Raw genomic sequence first — 16,002 nt, 5'->3', positions numbered from 1 at the left:
GTCCCTCCCTCAGTGTCCGGTCGACGGGTTGTACGTGGCGGACTTCACCGGCATCTCGACGGTGAGGGGCCCGGACTTCGCGAAGCTGAGCTTCAGGGTGATCGTCTGGCCCTGTGTCGGCCGGTTCTTCAGCTTCTCGAACATCAGATGGTTGCCGCCGCTTTTGAAGACGAGTTGACCATGGGCGGGGACGGGGAACGAGGTGACCTGCTCCATCGCGCCGCCGACGGTGTCGTGCATGGTGACGTCGCCGGCGGCGTCGCTGGTGACCGAGGTCAGCTCGTCCTTCGTGCCGCCCTTGTTGACGATCGTCAGGAAACCGGCCGCCATGTCGGCCGAGACCGGCTGGGGCATGTACGAGGAGCGGACCGACAGGTCCGCCTCGGCGTGGTCGGACCCGCCGCAGCCGGCGAGCGCCAGGGTGCCGGCCGCCGCTGCCGCCGTGACGAGCAGGGCGGAACGCCTCACGGCTTGGCTCCCTTGATGATCTTGGGGAGGTCCTTGGTGTAGTCGTCGACCGTGGCGGACTCGCCGTAGAGGAGGTATCCGCCGTCGTTCTTCGGGGAGAAGGCGATGACCTGGGTGCCGTGGACGGAGACGACCTTGCCGTTCTTGTCCTTCTTCGTCGGCTCGATGGAGATGCCGAGGGAGCGGGCGCCGGCCTGGATGGTGGAGAAGTCGCCGGTCAGGCCTATGAACTGGGGGTCGATGCCCTTCAGCCACTTGCCGAGCTCGGTGGGGGTGTCGCGGTCGGGGTCGGTGGTGACGAACACCACGCGCAGCTCGGCCTGTTGGGCCTTGGGCAGCGACTTCTTGGCGACCGCGATGTTGTTCATGGTCAGCGGGCAGACGTCGGGGCAGTGGGTGTAGCCGAAGTAGACGAGCGTCGGCCTGCCCTTGGTCTCCTTGCGGAGGTCGTACTTCTTGCCGTGGGTGTCGGTGAGGACGAGGTCCGGCTTCTCGAACGGCTGGTCGAGAACGGTGGCGGCCTTGTCGGAGCCGGACTCCTCGGAGACCACGGAGATGGGCGACTTGTCGTCGTCGCCGCTGCCGCAGGCGGAGAGGGTCAGGGTGGCCGCGGCGAGCAGGGCGGCCGCCGCGAACGTCTTGTTGCGCATGGAAATGTCCCAGAGGTGAGAGCTCCGGCGCGCACCGGGGCCGTACGCAAGAGTGGCACGGGCCCCTGTGCGCGGTGCGGAGGGGAGGGGGTCAGGCGGTGGTCCGGCGCCGCCCGGCGAGTACGCCGTAGGCCACGCCCGCGGCGCCGACGACGATGCCGACGACGCCGAGCACGCGCGCGGTGGTGTCACTGCCGCCGGAGTCGCCGGAGTCGGCCGCGGTCGCGGTCTTCGCGTCGGTCTTGTCGGAGGCGCCCTCGGCGGTGCTCGAGCCGTGGGAGTGCCCGTCCTCGGAGGCGGCGGCCAGTTCGAGCACCGGGGCGGGGTTCTCGGGCTCCTCCTGGCCGTCCTGCTGGACCTCGATCCAGCGGACCGTCTCCTTGTTGGAGTAGGTCTGGATCGCCTTGAAGACCAGTTCGTCGGTGTCGTCGGGCAGGGCGCCGACGGACAGCGGGAACTTCTGGAAGTAGCCGGGCTCGATGCCCTTGCCGTCGGCGGTCCAGGTCACCTTGGTGACCGCCTCGCTGATCTTCTCGCCGTGCATCTCCATCGGCTTGGCCAGCTTGGACTTGGTGACCTTCACCTTCCAGCCGTCGATCGGCTGCGGCATCACCGAGGCCAGCGGGTGGTCGGCGGGGAGGCTGACCTCGAGCTTGGTGGTCGAGGCCTTGTCGCGCTCGTTGGGCACCTTGAAGTCGACGACCGCGTAGCCGCCCTTGGCGGCCGTGCCCTCCGGCTGCACGCTGACGTGCGCGAAGGCGGGGGCGGACAGGGCGAGCACGGAGACGCCGGCGACGGCGGTGGCGGCGGCGAGACGGGAAGCCTTGATGGACTTCATGAAAGACAGCACTCCACTCTGAGTGAGACCGGGTGAGACCGGGTGAGTTCCGGATGAGTCCCGGTGATGAAGAGGGATACGCGCGCGTGGCGCGACGGCGGTCCCTCTCCGCACGGATGTCGTGTGGAGTGGCTCTCGTGTCGCGTCAGGCGGCGAGGTCGAGTGCGGCGGCGGGCGGCGGGCCGCGCCGGATCACCGTGTGCTGGAGTGCGGTGGTGTGCGGGGCGGGTGAGTCGTCCGAGGCGGTACGACGGTCACGCGCGCGCGGGTCGGGAGCGCCCGGGAGCCCGGCACACAGGGCGCATGCCAGCGCGAGGGCGGCGCGCAGGGAACGTACGAGCGCCCCCTCGGCGACTCCGTGCACCGAGAGGTCCAGCAGCCGCAGCACCGCCAGGTCGCCGCGGCGCAGCAGCCAGCCGACGGCGACGGCCGCGACGAGGTGGCCGAGGAGCATCGGCAGGGAGGGCAGCAGCGAAAGCAGCAGGGAGCCGGAGGAGCCGGTGGCGTCCGCCGCGTGCCGCATGGTGCTCATGTCCGCGCCCGCCGAGGAGCCCAGGTCCGTCCCGGTGGCCAGGTGCGCGTCGGCGAGGAGCCGGTACGCGTGGGCGGGCGTCAGGGAGCCCGCGCTGCTCCCGCACAGCAGCCGCGCGGCGCGGGCCACGAGGGCCTGGTCGCTCATCCCGGCCGACGCGCCCATGGAGCCCATGGAGCCCATGGACGCCGCGGACATCGCGCCGGAGGCCGTCGCGGCCATGGCGTGCTCGGCCAGCCCGAACAGTGTGTGCAGCGCGGTCTGCCCCAGGGCGAGCAGCGCCGCGATCCCCGGCAGCGAGCGGTCCCGCCCGGCGAGCGGGGCCACCAGTACGAGTGCGCCCAGGAAGCCCGCGCCCAGCGTCCACAGCGGGACAGTGGCGCAGGCGGCCAGGCTGTGCCCCGCCGCGGCCAGCACGACACAGACCGCGGCGAACACCGCGGCCCGCAGAATCCGGAGTTCCGCTCCGGTGCGCGTCGTGCGCGGGTGGGGGGCAGTCATGGCGGGCTCATCATCGCACTGCCCTTGCCCGTGCCCTACGGCAGGCCCGTGGGAAGGGCGCCGCCGGGCCGTCCCTCATACACCGATTCGTCCTCGGCCGCATCCCCCGTATGGGCGGCGTCACGTCAACGGGGTGCTTACGCATGGCCACGGGCGGCAATACGTAACGGTATGTCGAGCCGCAGCCAGGAGGCTGGAGCATGAGCATCTGGTGGTCACTCCATCTGCGGCGCGAGGCCGCGAGCGTGCCGCTCGCCCGACGTCTGCTCCTGGGCACGATGGAGACGGCGGGCGTGGACCCCGACGTCTCGTACGACCTGTCCGTCGCCCTCAGCGAGGCCTGCGCGAACGCCGTCGAGCACGGTGGGGACGGGGCGCTCGGCGACTCCTGCGAGGCGTACCGGGTGACGGCCTACCTCGACGGCGAGAAGTGCCGCATCGAGGTGACCGACTCCGGTCCGGGACCGGCCCGCGGCGCGGACATCCGGCTTCCGTGCGTGGACGCCGAGCACGGGCGCGGCCTGTGCCTCATCCGGGAACTCGCCGACCACGTCCACATCGGGCCCAAGCCGGGCCGGGCCGGGACGGTGGTCGCCTTCGACAAGATGCTCAAGTGGCGGGACGACGCGCCTCTCATGGCCGTCTAGGCCGTGCCGCCCAGGCCCTGCCGTCCAGGCCCGGCCGTCCAGGGACCCGGCCGTCCAGGAATGCGGCTGTTTTCAGGCCCTCCGGCCGGGCGCTTCAGCTTTCTCGGCATTCACAGGAATTTCCCAGTCGTGGCCCATGTCCCTGACAAGCCCGGTTCCTACGTTCCTCGACCATGACGGGAAAGCACAAGAACAACATCACCCGGCGTCGCGCGATCGCGGTGACCGGCGGCACGGTCGCGGCCGGCGGGCTCGCCGTCGCCGGTTACCAGTCGGCGTTCGCCGACACGACCACCGAGGCCTCGGCGAGCGCGTCCGCTTCGGCCACCTCGACCAGCGGCACCTGCATGCAGCTGATGTCGAGTGTCACGGAAGGGCCCTACTACCTCGACGGTGCCTTGGTGCGCAAGGACATCACCGAGGGCAAGAGCGGCGTCCCGCTGACGCTCCGTCTCACCGTCGTGGACGCCACCGACGGCTGCACCCCGGTCTCCGGCGCGGCCGTGGAGATCTGGCACTGCGACGCCTGGGGTTACTACTCCGGCTACACCACCGCCAACCCCGGCGGCTCGGCTCCGGCCGAGAGCGAGGAGGGCGACAGCGCCAACGACAAGACGTACCTGCGCGGCTACCAGGTCGCCAACGCCAACGGGGTCGTCAAGTTCGAGACGATCTTCCCCGGCTGGTACACGCCGCGTACCTGCCACATCCACGTCAAGGTGCACACCGGCGGCGAGAAGGAGGACGGCACCTACGAGGGCGGCAAGGTCAACTTCACCGGCCAGCTGTTCTTCGACGACGACATCGCCGAGGCGATCTTCGCGCTGGAGCCGTACTCCAAGCACACCGGGACCTACACCGTGCTCGCCGACGACATGGTCTATGACGGCGGCGGCGCCTCCAGCGGTCTGCTGACCCTGGAGCCCGTGCACAAGAAGGACCCGTCCAAGGGCTACAAGGGCTACCTCACCCTGGGCATCGACCCCGACGCCGAGAACACCGGCGCGGGCAGCGGCGGCGGGGGCACCCCGCCGAGCGGAGCCCCCAGCGGCGCCCCGACGGGCACCCCGCCGAGCGGAGCCCCGAGTGACAGTGCCTCCCCTTCGGCGTCCGCGTCCTCGTAAGGTGCGGCCATGAGCAGCCGCGAGGACGACGCGCTGGCGCGGGCCGCAGTGGACGCGCTCACAAGGCAACTGCTTCTGGCGCCCAAGCCGGGGCTGCCCGACCCGCGCGACCTGGCCGCCCGGACCACCCGCCGGGACCACAGCGCCCTGCGCTGGTCGGCGAAGGCGCTGGCACCCGGCCTCGCGGCGATGGCCGCCTCCGCCCGCCGCACCGGCGACGTCACGCCGGCGTTACGGGCGGAGCTGGGCGCGATAGGCCGGTGCACCGAGCACTCGGTCGGCCTGGCGGGCGGCGGACACCGGGGCGCCCTGTGGACGCTGGGCCTGCTGGTCTCGGCGGCCGCACTGGGCCCCAGGCCGGGGGCACGGGACGTGCTGACGGTCGCCAAGCGGATCGCCGCGCATCCCGACCGCCGCGCCCCGCTGCGGCCCTCGCGCGGCTCCTCCGTGTCGGCCAAGTACGGCGCGGCCGGCGCGCGTGGCGAGGCGAAGGCCGGATTCCCGCACGTGCGGCGGGCGTTGGACGCGCTCGCCGCCGCCCGCTCGGCCGGCGCCACCGAGGCCGAGGCCCGGCTGAACGCCCTGCTCACCGTGATGTCCACCCTCCAGGACACCGAACTGCTCTACACGGCGGGCCCACTGGGCCTGCGCCACGTGCAGGCGGGCGCCCGCGGGATCCTGGAGGCGGGCGGTACGGCGACGCCCGCGGGGGCCGAGGCGCTGGCCGCCCTGGACGCCGACCTGCACGCGCGCGCGTGGAGCCCAAGGGGAAGCGCGGGACTGCTCGCGGGGGCGTTGTTCCTGGATTCACTGCCGGTGGCTTGAATTCCGGAATCCGCTTTCCTGGGCCGGCGGACGCCGCGACCATGGCCACCTAGGGTGACCGCATGGACATTCCGGCCGAGAAATTGACCGACGGCGTGATATTGCGGCTCGCCACGGAAGCCGATGCTCCGGCACTCGCCGCGGCTTACGTGGAGAACCGCGAGTATCTCGCCCCCTGGGAGCCCCGGCGCCCGGAGAAGTTCTTCACCGCCGCCGGTCAGGCGGCCGTGCTCGGCGAAAAGCTGCGGCAATTCGCCGAACAGCGGACCGTCCCGTGGGTCCTGGAATCCGCCGACGGACGGATCGCCGGGACGATCACGCTGTCCGGGATCGTCCTCGGCCCCTGGCGCAGCGCCTATCTGGGTTACTGGATCGCCGCCGACCGCCAGGGGCGCGGGCTGGCGACCGCCGGCGTGCGGGCGGTGTGCCGCGTGGCCCGCGAGACCGTGGGGCTGCACCGCATCGAGGCCACCACCCTCCTGGACAACGCCGGCTCCCAGCGTGTGCTCACCAAGTCCGGTTTCGAGCACATCGGTACGGCTCCGCGCTATCTGGCCATCAACGGAACCTGGCGGGACCACCGGATGTTCCAGCGGATCCTGCACGACGACGAGCCGACTCCGTGACCTGCCGCCCCGGCCGGCTCACCCCGCGTCCAGCACCTTCGCCAGTACCTCCAGTGCATCCGGATACGCCCGTTCGCGAGGCGTGCCGTACCCGATGACCAGGCCTTGGGGCCGGCCCTCGCCGGGGGTGTGCCAGTGGCCGCCCAGGTGGCCCACGGCCAGGCCCTCCGCCTCCGCGCGGGACAGCGCCTCCGCCTCGTCGGCGACCTCCACCAGCGCGTGCAGCCCGGCCGCGATGCCGCGCACCCGGCGCCCGCCCAGCCGGTCCAGCAGCTGGTCCCGGCGGCGCCGGTAGCGCAGCCGGCACGCCCGCACATGACGGTCGTACGCATGGCTGTCGATGAGCTCGGCGAGCGCCAGCTGGCCTATCGTCTCGGTGTGGTGGTCGCTGTGCAGCTTGGCGTCGGCGACCTGGTCCACCAGGTGCGGCGGCAGCACCATCCAGCCCAGCCGCAGGGCGGGGCCGAGGGTCTTGGAGGCGGTGCCCAGGTACACGACCCGGCCCGGCGCCATGCCCTGGAGGGCGCCGACGGGCTGACGGTCGTAGCGGAACTCCCCGTCGTAGTCGTCCTCGACGATCAGCCCGCCACGCGCGCGTGCCCAGTCGGTGAGCGCCCGCCGCCGCTCGGGGTGCAGGGTCACGCCGGCCGGGTACTGGTGTGCGGGCGTGACGATCACGGCCGACTCCTCGCCCAGGTCCTGCGCGCACACCCCCCGCTCGTCGACCCGCACCGGGACCACGCTCCCGCCGTTGTGCCGCACCACGTCCCGGTGGAAGGGCAGTCCCGGGTCCTCCATGGCGATGTCGCCGCCCAGCACGCGCGTGAGGAGCGCCAGGCCCTGCACGTACCCGGAGGTGATGACGATCCGGTCCGGCGGCGCGATCACCCCACGCGCCCGCCCCAGGTAGTTGGACAGCGCCGTGCGCAGCTCGATCCGCCCGCGCGGATCGCCGTAGTCGTACGCCAGCGAGGGCGCCGTCGCGATGGCCCGGCGCAGCGCCCGCAGCCAGGCCGCCGCCGGGAACGCCCCGACGTCCGGGCTGCCGGGCCGGAGATCGAAACGCGGGACACGCGCGCGTGCGACCGCCTCCGGCGCGTCGGGGTCCACTGAGGGCAGCGAGGCCACCCGGGTGCCCGACCCCTGCCGCGCCGTCAGGTATCCCTCGGCCACCAGCTGGTCGTACGCCGCCTTCGCGGTCCCCCGCGAGATCCCCAGTTCCACCGCGAGCCGCCGCGTCGCCGGCAACCGCGTCCCGGGCGACAGCCGGCCCTCCCGCACGGCATCCCGCAACGCCCGCTCCAGCCCGGCCCGCCGCCCGTTCGCCGCGTCCGGTTCCAGATGCAGATCGACACCTATACCGGACCAGAAATCGTCCACGAACACCCTCCCCCTAGGCACGTGAATGGCCGGGCACCGCTCAGGTACCCGGCCATCGTTCTCGTATCAGCCCTTGCTGTCGGTGAGCGACGCCATCCACGCCTCGACCTCGTCGGACCGGCGTGGCAGGCCTGACGAAAGGTTACGGTTGCCGTCCTCGGTGACCAGGATGTCGTCCTCGATGCGGACACCGATGCCCCGGTACTCCTCCGGCACGGTCAGGTCGTCGGCCTGGAAGTACAGGCCCGGCTCGACCGTCAGCACCATGCCGGGCTCCAGCGTGCCGTCCACGTACGTCTCCACGCGCGCGGCGGCGCAGTCGTGGACGTCCATGCCGAGCATGTGACCGGTGCCGTGCAGCGTCCAGCGGCGCTGTAGGCCCAGCTCCAGGACGCGCTCCACGGGGCCCTCGACCAGTCCCCACTCGACGAGCCGCTCGGCGAGCACCCGCTGCGCGGCGTCGTGGAAGTCCCGGTACTTCCCGCCCGGCTGCACGGCCGCGATGCCGGCTTCCTGGGCGTCGTACACGGCGTCGTAGATCTTCTTCTGGATGTCGCTGTAGCGGCCGTTGACCGGCAGCGTGCGCGTGACGTCCGCGGTGTACAGCGTGTGCGTCTCCACACCCGCGTCCAGCAGGAGCAGGTCGCCGGAGCGGACCGGGCCGTCGTTGCGCACCCAGTGCAGGGTGCAGGCGTGCGGGCCGGCCGCGCAGATGGAGCCGTAGCCGATGTCGTTGCCCTCCACGCGCGCGCGGAGGAAGAACGTGCCCTCGATGTAGCGCTCGCTGGTCGCCTCGGCCTTGTCGAGGACCTTCACCACGTCCTCGAAGCCGCGCACGGTGGAGTCGACGGCCTTCTGGAGCTCGCCGATCTCGAAGTCGTCCTTGACCAGCCGGGCCTCGGAGAGGAAGACGCGCAGCTCCTCGTCGCGCTCGGCGGTGACCTTGTCGGTGAGGGCGGCCTCGATGCCGGCGTCGTGGCCGCGCACCACGCGGACCGGGCCGGTCGCCTCCCGCAGCTTGCCGGCGAGCTCGCGCACATCGGCGGCCGGGATGCCGTACAGCGCCTCGGACTCGGTGAGCGAGTGGCGGCGGCCGACCCACAGTTCGCCCTGGCCGGACAGCCAGAACTCGCCGTTCTCCCGGTCGGAGCGCGGCAGGAGGTAGATCGTCTCCTTGTGGCCGCTCTTCCCATCCGGGGTGCGCGTGGGCTCCAGGACCAGGACGCCGTCCTCGGTCTGGTTGCCGGTGAGGTATGTGTACTCGACCGACGAGCGGAAGGGGTAGTCCGTGTCGTTCGAGCGGGTCTTCAGGTTGCCCGCCGGGATCACCAGACGCTCGCCCGGGAAGCGGGCGGACAGCGCGGCACGGCGGCGCGCGGTGTGCCCGGCCTGCTCGACGGGCCGCAGGTCGCGCAGCTCCGTGTCGGCCCAGCCGGACTTCATGTTCTCGGCGAGCTCGTCGGACACGCCCGGGTACAGGCCGTTCTTGCGCTGCTTGATGGGCTCGTCGGACTCGGTTTCCGGGCCCGCTGCGTCAGCAGCTGAATCAGAAACTGCCGGATTGAGCTCGTCCGCCACGGTCACTCCTCCTCGACACTGCGCTGGATCCTGTCCATCGTACGGTCGTACCGGACAGGGGCACAGAGGCGAACACTCATGACCGGGTGAGCCGCCTTCCTGACTCACCGGTCAGACGAAACTCACCGATCAGTCGAACCGCGCCGCCAGCAGCACCACGTCCTCCTCGCTGTCCGCCGTGTCCAGTCCGTCCGGCAGGACCGTGCGCAGCACATGGTCCGCGAGGGCACCGGGGTCCTGGCGCATGGCCCGGGGCGCGCTCGCGGCGGCCGAGTGCAGCCGGGCGAAGGCGCGGTCCATGGGGTCGCCGGTGCGGTGCAGCAGCCCGTCGGTGTACAGCAGGACGGTGTCCCCGGCCTCCGCATGGATCTCGGCGCTCGGGGCCTCCCAGCAGGCGAGCATCCCCAGGGGAGCGGACACGGAGGTCTCCGCGAACTCCGTGCGCCGCTCGCCGATCAACAGCGGCGGGCTGTGCCCGGCGCCCGCCAGGGTGACCTTGCGCAGCGCGGGCTCGCAGTAGGCGAACAGGGCGGTGGCCGAACGGGCGGGCTCGGTCAGGCGCAGCAGCAGCTCCAGGTCGGACAGGACGGCGACCGGGTCCTCGCCCTCCATCACCGCGTACGCCCGCAGGCTGGCCCGCAGCCGTCCCATGGCGGCGACCGCGCTGGGCCCGGAGCCGGTCACCGAGCCGACCGCGAGGCCGAGGGCGGCGTCGGGCAGCGGCAGCGCGTCGTACCAGTCGCCGCCGCCGCGCGGACAGGTGCGGTGCCGGGCGGCGAGCTGGACACCGGCGACCCGCGGCAGCCGGGAGGGGAGCAGTTCCTCGGCGATGGTCGCCATGCACGCGCGCGTGCGCTCCACTTCCAGCAGCCGGGCCAGGTGCTCGGTGGCGTAGCGGACGTACAGGCCCACCAGATGGCGGCGGCGCTCGTCCGGCTCGGCGGGTTCGTCGTAGAGCCAGCCGGCGGCGCCGAGGCGGCCCGCGGTCTCGGTGGTCAGGGAGAGGGCGTAGCTGGCGGCGTAGCCGAGGCGGGCGGCCACCTCGCGGTGCCGTGGGTCGAGGCCGTCCTCGGCGAACAGGTCGGGGTGGACGCTCTCGCCGCGCCCGCCGAGCGGTCCGGCGGGGTCGAGGAGTTCGCCGTACGGCAGGGCGCCGCGCGGCACGGTCTCGATGTGGCCGAGGTCGGCCCGGCCCAGTCCCAGGCCGATGGTCGTGCGGGGGCCGAGTCCGTCACCGGGTTCCAGTGCGACGAGACCGCGCCGGGCGCCCACGAGAGCGGCTCCGGCGCGCAGCACTTCGGTCAGCGCCGAGTCGAGGGTGTCGGTGCGGGCCAGGCGTTCGGTGAGTTCGTGGAGGGTGGTGAGGTCCGAGACCCAGCCGGCGAGCCGGTCCTGGAGCACGGCGCCGGGGGCGGGGGCGTGCGGGGCGTGCGGGGAGTTCGCCGGGTGGGCGGTGGGGATCATCGGGGTGCCGGGGGCAGCGTGTGCGGGTGCGGCAGTGTGGGTGGGCGTGGGAAGCGTTGAATCGATTCCGGCCACTTTCGGGGGGTGAGGGGCGTTCATGGTGTCCGGCCTTCGGACCTGTGCGTATTGCTCAAAAGCATCGCAAACCCCCATGTCTTTCTGCGCCGCTAGCAGTGTCTCCACATGTACACGCACTCGTGAGGGGATGTCCAGCATTGTCCTGCTGGGATTCCTGGTGTCCATGGGCCACTTGTGGGTACCTTCATGAGGTCTTGCATAACGGCGAACTTGGCTTGAAACTGCCTCAGGTAACGGTTCATTGCGGTCGACTGGGCTTGCTCCACGGAGCGTCACAGCGGTCGTGATGGGTACGTACTCGGAGAAGGCCAGGGGTGGTTGGGAACCACCCGGAACCTGGCGACGGACCCGGGCGTCTTAGCCACCGACGACCGTGCCCCATCCTCCCGTGGCGGAGGCGAAGAGAAATACGCGCGACGGCAAAACGCCAGACTTCGCCACCCCCACGCCGCGGCCGTGCTTTTGATGGACGCACTATGGACGCGGACGCGGCCAACGCTCGACCCCCTGGGGTTCCCCTTGCTCTGCGCAGGGGTGTGATGCGCCAACAGGTACGCACAGTGAAGTGATCGACACATGATGTGATGTGGTCCACAGTGTTGCCAGCGGTGCAACGGAAAGGAACGAGCGCTCATGCGCGAGATCCTCGGAAGGCGACGCAGGCTCCTGTCCGGGCGTGACGACGGGAGGCCCGAGCTGATCAACGCGGCCCTGACCTTCGCGACGGGATGGCGGTGGCCCGTACTCCCGGGCGTGACCCCGGACCCGCGGGGGCGGTCCCGCTGCACCTGCCCCGAACCGGAGTGCACGGTACCCGGCGCGCACCCCTTCGACCCGGGCCTGCTCGCGGCCACCACGGATGAGCGCATGGTGCGCTGGTGGTGGGCCAACCGGCCGAGCGCGCCCATCGTCCTCGCGACCGGCGGCAAGGCGCCCTGCGCGGTCAGCCTGCCGGCCGCCGCGGCGGCCCGCGCCCTCGACGCCCTCGACCGGGTCGGCATGCGCCTGGGCCCGGTGATCGCCTCGCCCACCCGCTGGTCGCTGCTGGTCAAGCCCTACTCCATGGAGCAGTTGGGCGAGCTGCTGTACGCCAAGGACTTCGTCCCCGGTTCCCTGCGCTTCCACGGCGAGGGCGGGTACCTCGCCCTGCCCCCCTCGGAGACCGGTCAGGGAGCCATCCGCTGGGAGCGCGCCCCGCTGCCCGGCTCGGCCGCGCCGTGGGTGCCCGACGTGGAGGCCGTGGTGGACGCCGTGGTCGACGCCCTCACTCGTACGGGTGTGAGCGCGCCCGAGTTGTAAGGGTGTCGGGCGCGCGCGGGGCCTGTGGCGCGTCCTTGGACATATCTTCCCTGTTCATGAACGTTCGTCTGCTCGCCCTCGCGGGCGTCGTGGTGTGCGCGGTCGCGCTGCCGCTGACCGTGGCGTCCGCCGGGCAGGTGGGCGACGCGCGGCGCGCGGCCGTACGCACGTCTGAGCGCGCCGACGCCGCGGCTCCGGCTGCCGATGCCGCGGTTCCGGGCGCCGACGCCAAGGATCCCTCCACCGCGCCCACCCCCACCCCGCTGCTGCTCGGCCTGGGCATGGCCACCGCCGCCCGCTGCGGTCCCGAACTCACCTCGCCCGACGGCGTCGAGGCCCAGACCTGCGTCATGACGCAGGGCGCGGAGACCTGGGCGCGCGCCTACTACCGCAACGCCACCGGCAAGGCGCTCGACGCCGTCCTGAGTTTCATGGGGCCCGGCGAGCGCACGGTGCAGACGCGCTGTGCCGTGGGCGCCGACGACGAGCCCGGGACCTGCGAGACACCCCGGGAGCGCGTCCAGGGCGTACCGGGCGCCTACACGGCCGTCACGGAGTTCGCGGCACGCGGCGCCGACGGGCCGCTGCTGCTGCGCTCCGGGAGCAACTCCGAAGTTTCCACGGGGAGTTGACGGACGACAGCGTTCCGTACACCGGAGGCGGACATGGAAAGACCCGGTTGCTGGCGACGGGGGATGCACCAGCAACCGGGCTACTGGAACGGTAACAAGAGATCGGCGGTTCGCAAATTCGATCTCGGCTATTCGGACACGGATTTACCTGTCACGCCGGGGAGTTGTGACAGGAGTCACCCGCTTGGGCGACCTGACCGCGGCTGACCGGCCGGTCAGCCGCAGTCCGTGCGTCGACTGCGCTTCAGCTGAGCGTGACCTGCCGGTTGGTGAGCCCGCCGCGTGCCCGGCGCTCGTCCGCGCTGAGCGGAGTGTCCGAGGCCAGGGCGGCGGCGAGGCGCTCGGCGAACTCGGCGGCCGGCTTCTCCACATCCTCCGCGCCGACCCCGCTCGGCAGGTCCCAGACCGGCACGGTGAGCCCGTGAGCGCGGAAGGAACCCACCAGCCGGGTGCCCTCCCCGAGGTTCGACCGGCCCGCCGCGTGCAGCCGGGCGAGAGCGTCCAGAAGCTGCTCCTCGGGGTGCGGCATGACCCAGCGCAGGTGGTTCTTCTCCGGCGTCTCGCACCAGTACGCGGCGTCCACACCGGTCAGCTTCACCGTCGGGATGGCGGCGGCGTTGGCCCGCTCCAGGGAGGCGGTCACGTCGGGCGTGGCGTTCTCCGGGTCCGGCACCCAGAACTCGAAGCCGCTGTGCACCACGGGCTCGAACGCGCCCTCGGGGTGGATCAGATCCTGAAGTCGCGGACCGTCGGCCGGGGCGCGGCGGCCCTGCACCGGCGTACCCGGTTCGGCGGTGAGGGCCCGCTGGAGGGTGTCGGCGAGGTCGCGGCTGATGTCGCCGGACGCCGTGTCGTTCTGGAGGCCGACCAGGACCGAGCCGTCGTCGCGGCGCAGGGCCGGCCAGGCCATCGGCAGCACCGTGGCGAGCGTGACCGACGGGACGTCCTCGGGCAGGCCGTCCTTCAGGGACAGCTCGACCGTGGCGGCGGGCACCAGCTCGCGCAGCGCCACCCAGTCGCACTCGCCCGGCAGCCCCTCGAAGGGCCGCTGGACCAGTTCGGTCACGGCGTGCGCGGCGGCCCGGCCGTGGCAGGCCTTGTAGCGGCGGCCACTGCCGCAGGGGCAGGGCTCGCGGGCGCCGACGACCGGAACCTGTCCATCAGCGCCTGCGGCGCGGGCGCCGTCGGTGAGCTGCGGCCGCTTGGCCTTCGTCTGGGCGCGCTTCTTGGCCATCGTGGGTGTCTCCCGGTTACGGCTCGTCTCGTACGGGCGCGAGCCTAGTCGCTCACGCGGCGGTCGACGGGGAGCTGTGGACAACGTGAACTCGTGGTCAACGGCAGCCTCGGAGCGGCGCGAGCCCGGGGTGGTACCGGTCGCGCGGTGATCGGCAGCCATGGATCAGGGCCGGACGGCGAAGCCGCAGGTGAACGGCTGGGGCGTAGGCCGTGTCCGCCTGAGGCGGTCGGCTTGCTCCGGGGCCGCGGCCGCCCCTACCGGGCCGCCCCTACCGGGCCGGCCGTGGCGGGTCGGTCTGCCCGGGGCCGTCGGCCGTCGGCGTGTTCGGCCGCGGGCGGTTCGGTCCCTACGGGTTCGGTCCCTACGGGTTCGGTCCCTACGGGTTCGGTCTCTATGAGTTCGGTCTCTGAGGGTCCAGTCCCGGCGTGGTCAGTCGATGTCGTCGAACACGTCCGTGAAGCCCAGTTCGGTGGCCATCGCCGAGACCGGGGGCGCGGTGACGCGCGTAGCGAAGTGGTCACGACGGTGCGAGGCGTCCGGATCGTGTACGTCCTCGTGGACCACCACCCACACCGTGACCTCACCCCGGGCGTCGTCCCGGACGCCCCAGTCGTCGGCGAGTGCGGTGATGATGTTCAGCCCGCGGCCGCCGTGTGCGGTCACCGAAGGGGTGGCCGGAGCCGGGCGGGTCGGGCCGCCGCCGTCCGTGACCTCGACGGTGAGGCGGCCGCGAGGGTCAACCTGCCACGCGGCCCGCACGTCGCCGTCGCCGACGACCGCGTCACCCAGGGGACGACCGTGCTTGCAGGCATTGCTCAAAAGTTCGGAAAGGATCAGTACGGCATCGTCGATGACCGATTCCGACACCCCACCCCTGCGCAACTGTGCGCGCATCCGGTGTCTGGCTTCCCCCACGCCCGCAGGGCCATGGGGTACGGCCATGCTCGACGACGTGGGCACCTCCTGTGCCACCACCAACGCCACCCCCGAGACCTCCTTCGCCCCACGCCACGGTGTGGATGCCCTCATGGCCTGTACCGGAAACCGGCCAATCCACTTCCGATGACGCATTCACCGCAGTCGAATACGGATCGAACGCGCCGGAGCACTCCCTGTGAGGGTGTGGCTGGATTTCGTTGATGTGGCCGAAAAAGGAGGATGCTTCAGGCGGGTGTCCGGGTCAAGGTCTGCGGCCGGGTCAATGCCTGCGAGGGGCTGAAGGCTGCGACGGGCTCAAGGCCTGCGGCCGAGTCGGTCCAGTACCGCGCGCGGGCGGTTGGTGATGATGGCGTCGATGCCCAGCTCGACGCAGAGGTCGACGTCCTCGGGCTCGTTCACCGTCCACACGTGCACCCGGTGACCGGCCCGCTTCAACCGCTCGATGTACGCCGGATGGTTGCGCACGATCCGGATCGAGGGGCCCGCGATCCGGATACCGGCGGGCAGCCGCCCGTCGCGCAGCCGGGGCGAGACGAACTGCATCAGGTACACCGTCGGCAGCGTCGGCGACGCCGCCCGCACCCGGTGCAGCGAACGCGCCGAGAAGCTCATGACGCGCACCTGCGACTCGTCGGCCGAGGCCGGGGCGTCCAGGCCGAACCGCTTCAGGAGCAGCAGCAGCCGTTCCTCGACCTGTCCGGCCCAGCGCGTGGGGTGCTTGGTCTCGATGGCGAGCTCCACCCGGCGCCCCGCGTCGGCGACCAGCTCCAGCAGCCGTTCCAGGGTCAGTACGGAGGTGTGCTCGCGGTCCTCGGGGCGGTGCTCCCAGTCGGGCTCCTCGTCGCGTACGCGCCAGCTCTCGCGGGTCTTCCACGAGCCGAAGTCCAGCGCGGCCAGGTCGGCGAGCTCCAGGGCCGACACTGCCCCGCGTCCGTTGGACGTACGGTTGACGCGTCGGTCGTGGACGCAGACCAGATGGCCGTCCGCGGTCAGGCGGATGTCGCATTCGAGGGCGTCCGCGCCGTCCTCGATCGCCTTCCGGTACGCGGCAAGGGTGTGCTCCGGGGCGTCGTCGGAGGCCCCCCGGTGGGCGACGACCTGGATGTGGTGCTGTCGTGCGTGGGTGGTCACCGCGTCATGGTGCCACCGCGAAGGGGTACGCACGTATCTGAGAACCGCCTGAG

16 protein-coding genes are annotated in these 16,002 nt (G+C 72.0%); 6 read left to right on the top strand and 10 right to left on the bottom strand.

The genetic code is table 11. The annotated features are described in order from the left end of the window. Positions 1 to 9: 9 nt before the first annotated feature. From ACWGJM_RS10535 to ACWGJM_RS10520, 4 genes are all read right to left on the bottom strand, one after another. The gene (locus ACWGJM_RS10535) at positions 10 to 468 is read right to left on the bottom strand and encodes a copper chaperone PCu(A)C (RefSeq protein WP_453411273.1); all 459 of its coding nucleotides are present in this window, start codon (positions 466 to 468) and stop codon (positions 10 to 12) included. Further along, positions 465 to 1,118, bottom strand: coding sequence for an SCO family protein (locus ACWGJM_RS10530; RefSeq protein WP_453411272.1), 654 nt, complete (start codon positions 1,116 to 1,118; stop codon positions 465 to 467). The genes ACWGJM_RS10535 and ACWGJM_RS10530 overlap by 4 nt, the downstream gene beginning before the upstream one ends. A 91-nt stretch (positions 1,119 to 1,209) precedes the next feature. Further along, entirely contained in the window at positions 1,210 to 1,947 is a 738-nt protein-coding gene (locus ACWGJM_RS10525; protein ID WP_453411495.1) for a YcnI family copper-binding membrane protein, read from the bottom strand. A 154-nt stretch (positions 1,948 to 2,101) separates the two neighbouring features. After that, on the bottom strand, positions 2,102 to 2,989 hold the full coding sequence (locus ACWGJM_RS10520; RefSeq protein WP_453411271.1) for a hypothetical protein: 888 nt from the start codon (positions 2,987 to 2,989) through the stop codon (positions 2,102 to 2,104). 200 nt (positions 2,990 to 3,189) lie between these two features. On the opposite strand from ACWGJM_RS10520, the gene ACWGJM_RS10515 reads away from it, so the two are divergent. From ACWGJM_RS10515 to ACWGJM_RS10500, 4 genes are all read left to right on the top strand, one after another. After that, positions 3,190 to 3,636 carry an ATP-binding protein gene (locus tag ACWGJM_RS10515; RefSeq protein WP_453411270.1) on the top strand — a complete coding sequence of 149 codons (447 nt, stop codon included), beginning with the start codon at positions 3,190 to 3,192 and terminating at the stop codon, positions 3,634 to 3,636. A 173-nt stretch (positions 3,637 to 3,809) separates the two neighbouring features. Beyond that, positions 3,810 to 4,760 (top strand): intradiol ring-cleavage dioxygenase, encoded by a 951-nt coding sequence (locus ACWGJM_RS10510; RefSeq protein WP_453411269.1) that lies wholly within the window; start codon positions 3,810 to 3,812, stop codon positions 4,758 to 4,760. Positions 4,761 to 4,769: 9 nt separating this feature from the next. Then, positions 4,770 to 5,585 carry a triphosphoribosyl-dephospho-CoA synthase gene (locus tag ACWGJM_RS10505; protein ID WP_453411268.1) on the top strand — a complete coding sequence of 272 codons (816 nt, stop codon included), beginning with the start codon at positions 4,770 to 4,772 and terminating at the stop codon, positions 5,583 to 5,585. Between the two features lie 62 nt (positions 5,586 to 5,647). Beyond that, positions 5,648 to 6,211 (top strand): GNAT family N-acetyltransferase, encoded by a 564-nt coding sequence (locus ACWGJM_RS10500; protein WP_453411267.1) that lies wholly within the window; start codon positions 5,648 to 5,650, stop codon positions 6,209 to 6,211. 18 nt (positions 6,212 to 6,229) lie between these two features. On the opposite strand, the gene pdxR is transcribed toward ACWGJM_RS10500, so the two are convergent. The 3 genes from pdxR to ACWGJM_RS10485 all read right to left on the bottom strand — a co-directional run bounded on the left by pdxR (position 6,230) and on the right by ACWGJM_RS10485 (position 10,849). After that, positions 6,230 to 7,591 (bottom strand): MocR-like pyridoxine biosynthesis transcription factor PdxR, encoded by a 1,362-nt coding sequence (gene pdxR / locus ACWGJM_RS10495; RefSeq protein ID WP_453411266.1) that lies wholly within the window; start codon positions 7,589 to 7,591, stop codon positions 6,230 to 6,232. Between the two features lie 66 nt (positions 7,592 to 7,657). Next, on the bottom strand, positions 7,658 to 9,175 hold the full coding sequence (locus tag ACWGJM_RS10490; RefSeq protein WP_453411265.1) for an aminopeptidase P family protein: 1,518 nt from the start codon (positions 9,173 to 9,175) through the stop codon (positions 7,658 to 7,660). 123 nt (positions 9,176 to 9,298) lie between these two features. Continuing rightward, positions 9,299 to 10,849 carry a PP2C family protein-serine/threonine phosphatase gene (locus ACWGJM_RS10485; RefSeq protein ID WP_453411494.1) on the bottom strand — a complete coding sequence of 517 codons (1,551 nt, stop codon included), beginning with the start codon at positions 10,847 to 10,849 and terminating at the stop codon, positions 9,299 to 9,301. A gap of 495 nt (positions 10,850 to 11,344) precedes the next feature. Here ACWGJM_RS10485 and ACWGJM_RS10480 point away from each other — a divergent pair, with 495 nt between their 5' ends. Both ACWGJM_RS10480 and ACWGJM_RS10475 read left to right on the top strand, forming a co-directional pair. Continuing rightward, positions 11,345 to 12,010, top strand: a complete 666-nt coding sequence (locus tag ACWGJM_RS10480) for a bifunctional DNA primase/polymerase (RefSeq protein ID WP_453411264.1) — start codon at positions 11,345 to 11,347, stop codon at positions 12,008 to 12,010. 56 nt (positions 12,011 to 12,066) lie between these two features. Beyond that, entirely contained in the window at positions 12,067 to 12,642 is a 576-nt protein-coding gene (locus ACWGJM_RS10475; RefSeq protein WP_453411263.1) for a hypothetical protein, read from the top strand. 244 nt (positions 12,643 to 12,886) lie between these two features. Here ACWGJM_RS10475 and ACWGJM_RS10470 read toward each other — a convergent pair whose 3' ends face one another. The 3 genes from ACWGJM_RS10470 to ACWGJM_RS10460 all read right to left on the bottom strand — a co-directional run bounded on the left by ACWGJM_RS10470 (position 12,887) and on the right by ACWGJM_RS10460 (position 15,949). After that, positions 12,887 to 13,876 carry a DUF5926 family protein gene (locus ACWGJM_RS10470; protein ID WP_453411262.1) on the bottom strand — a complete coding sequence of 330 codons (990 nt, stop codon included), beginning with the start codon at positions 13,874 to 13,876 and terminating at the stop codon, positions 12,887 to 12,889. Between the two features lie 432 nt (positions 13,877 to 14,308). Then, positions 14,309 to 14,950: an ATP-binding protein gene (locus tag ACWGJM_RS10465; protein WP_453411261.1), complete on the bottom strand. Its 642-nt coding sequence runs from the start codon at positions 14,948 to 14,950 to the stop codon at positions 14,309 to 14,311. Between the two features lie 162 nt (positions 14,951 to 15,112). Continuing rightward, entirely contained in the window at positions 15,113 to 15,949 is an 837-nt protein-coding gene (locus ACWGJM_RS10460; protein WP_453411260.1) for a glycerophosphodiester phosphodiesterase, read from the bottom strand. Positions 15,950 to 16,002 lie beyond the last annotated feature (53 nt).

It is taken from the genome of Streptomyces sp. NPDC054834 (assembly GCF_053611185.1).
This window is presented reverse-complemented; position numbering and strand designations above follow the sequence as displayed.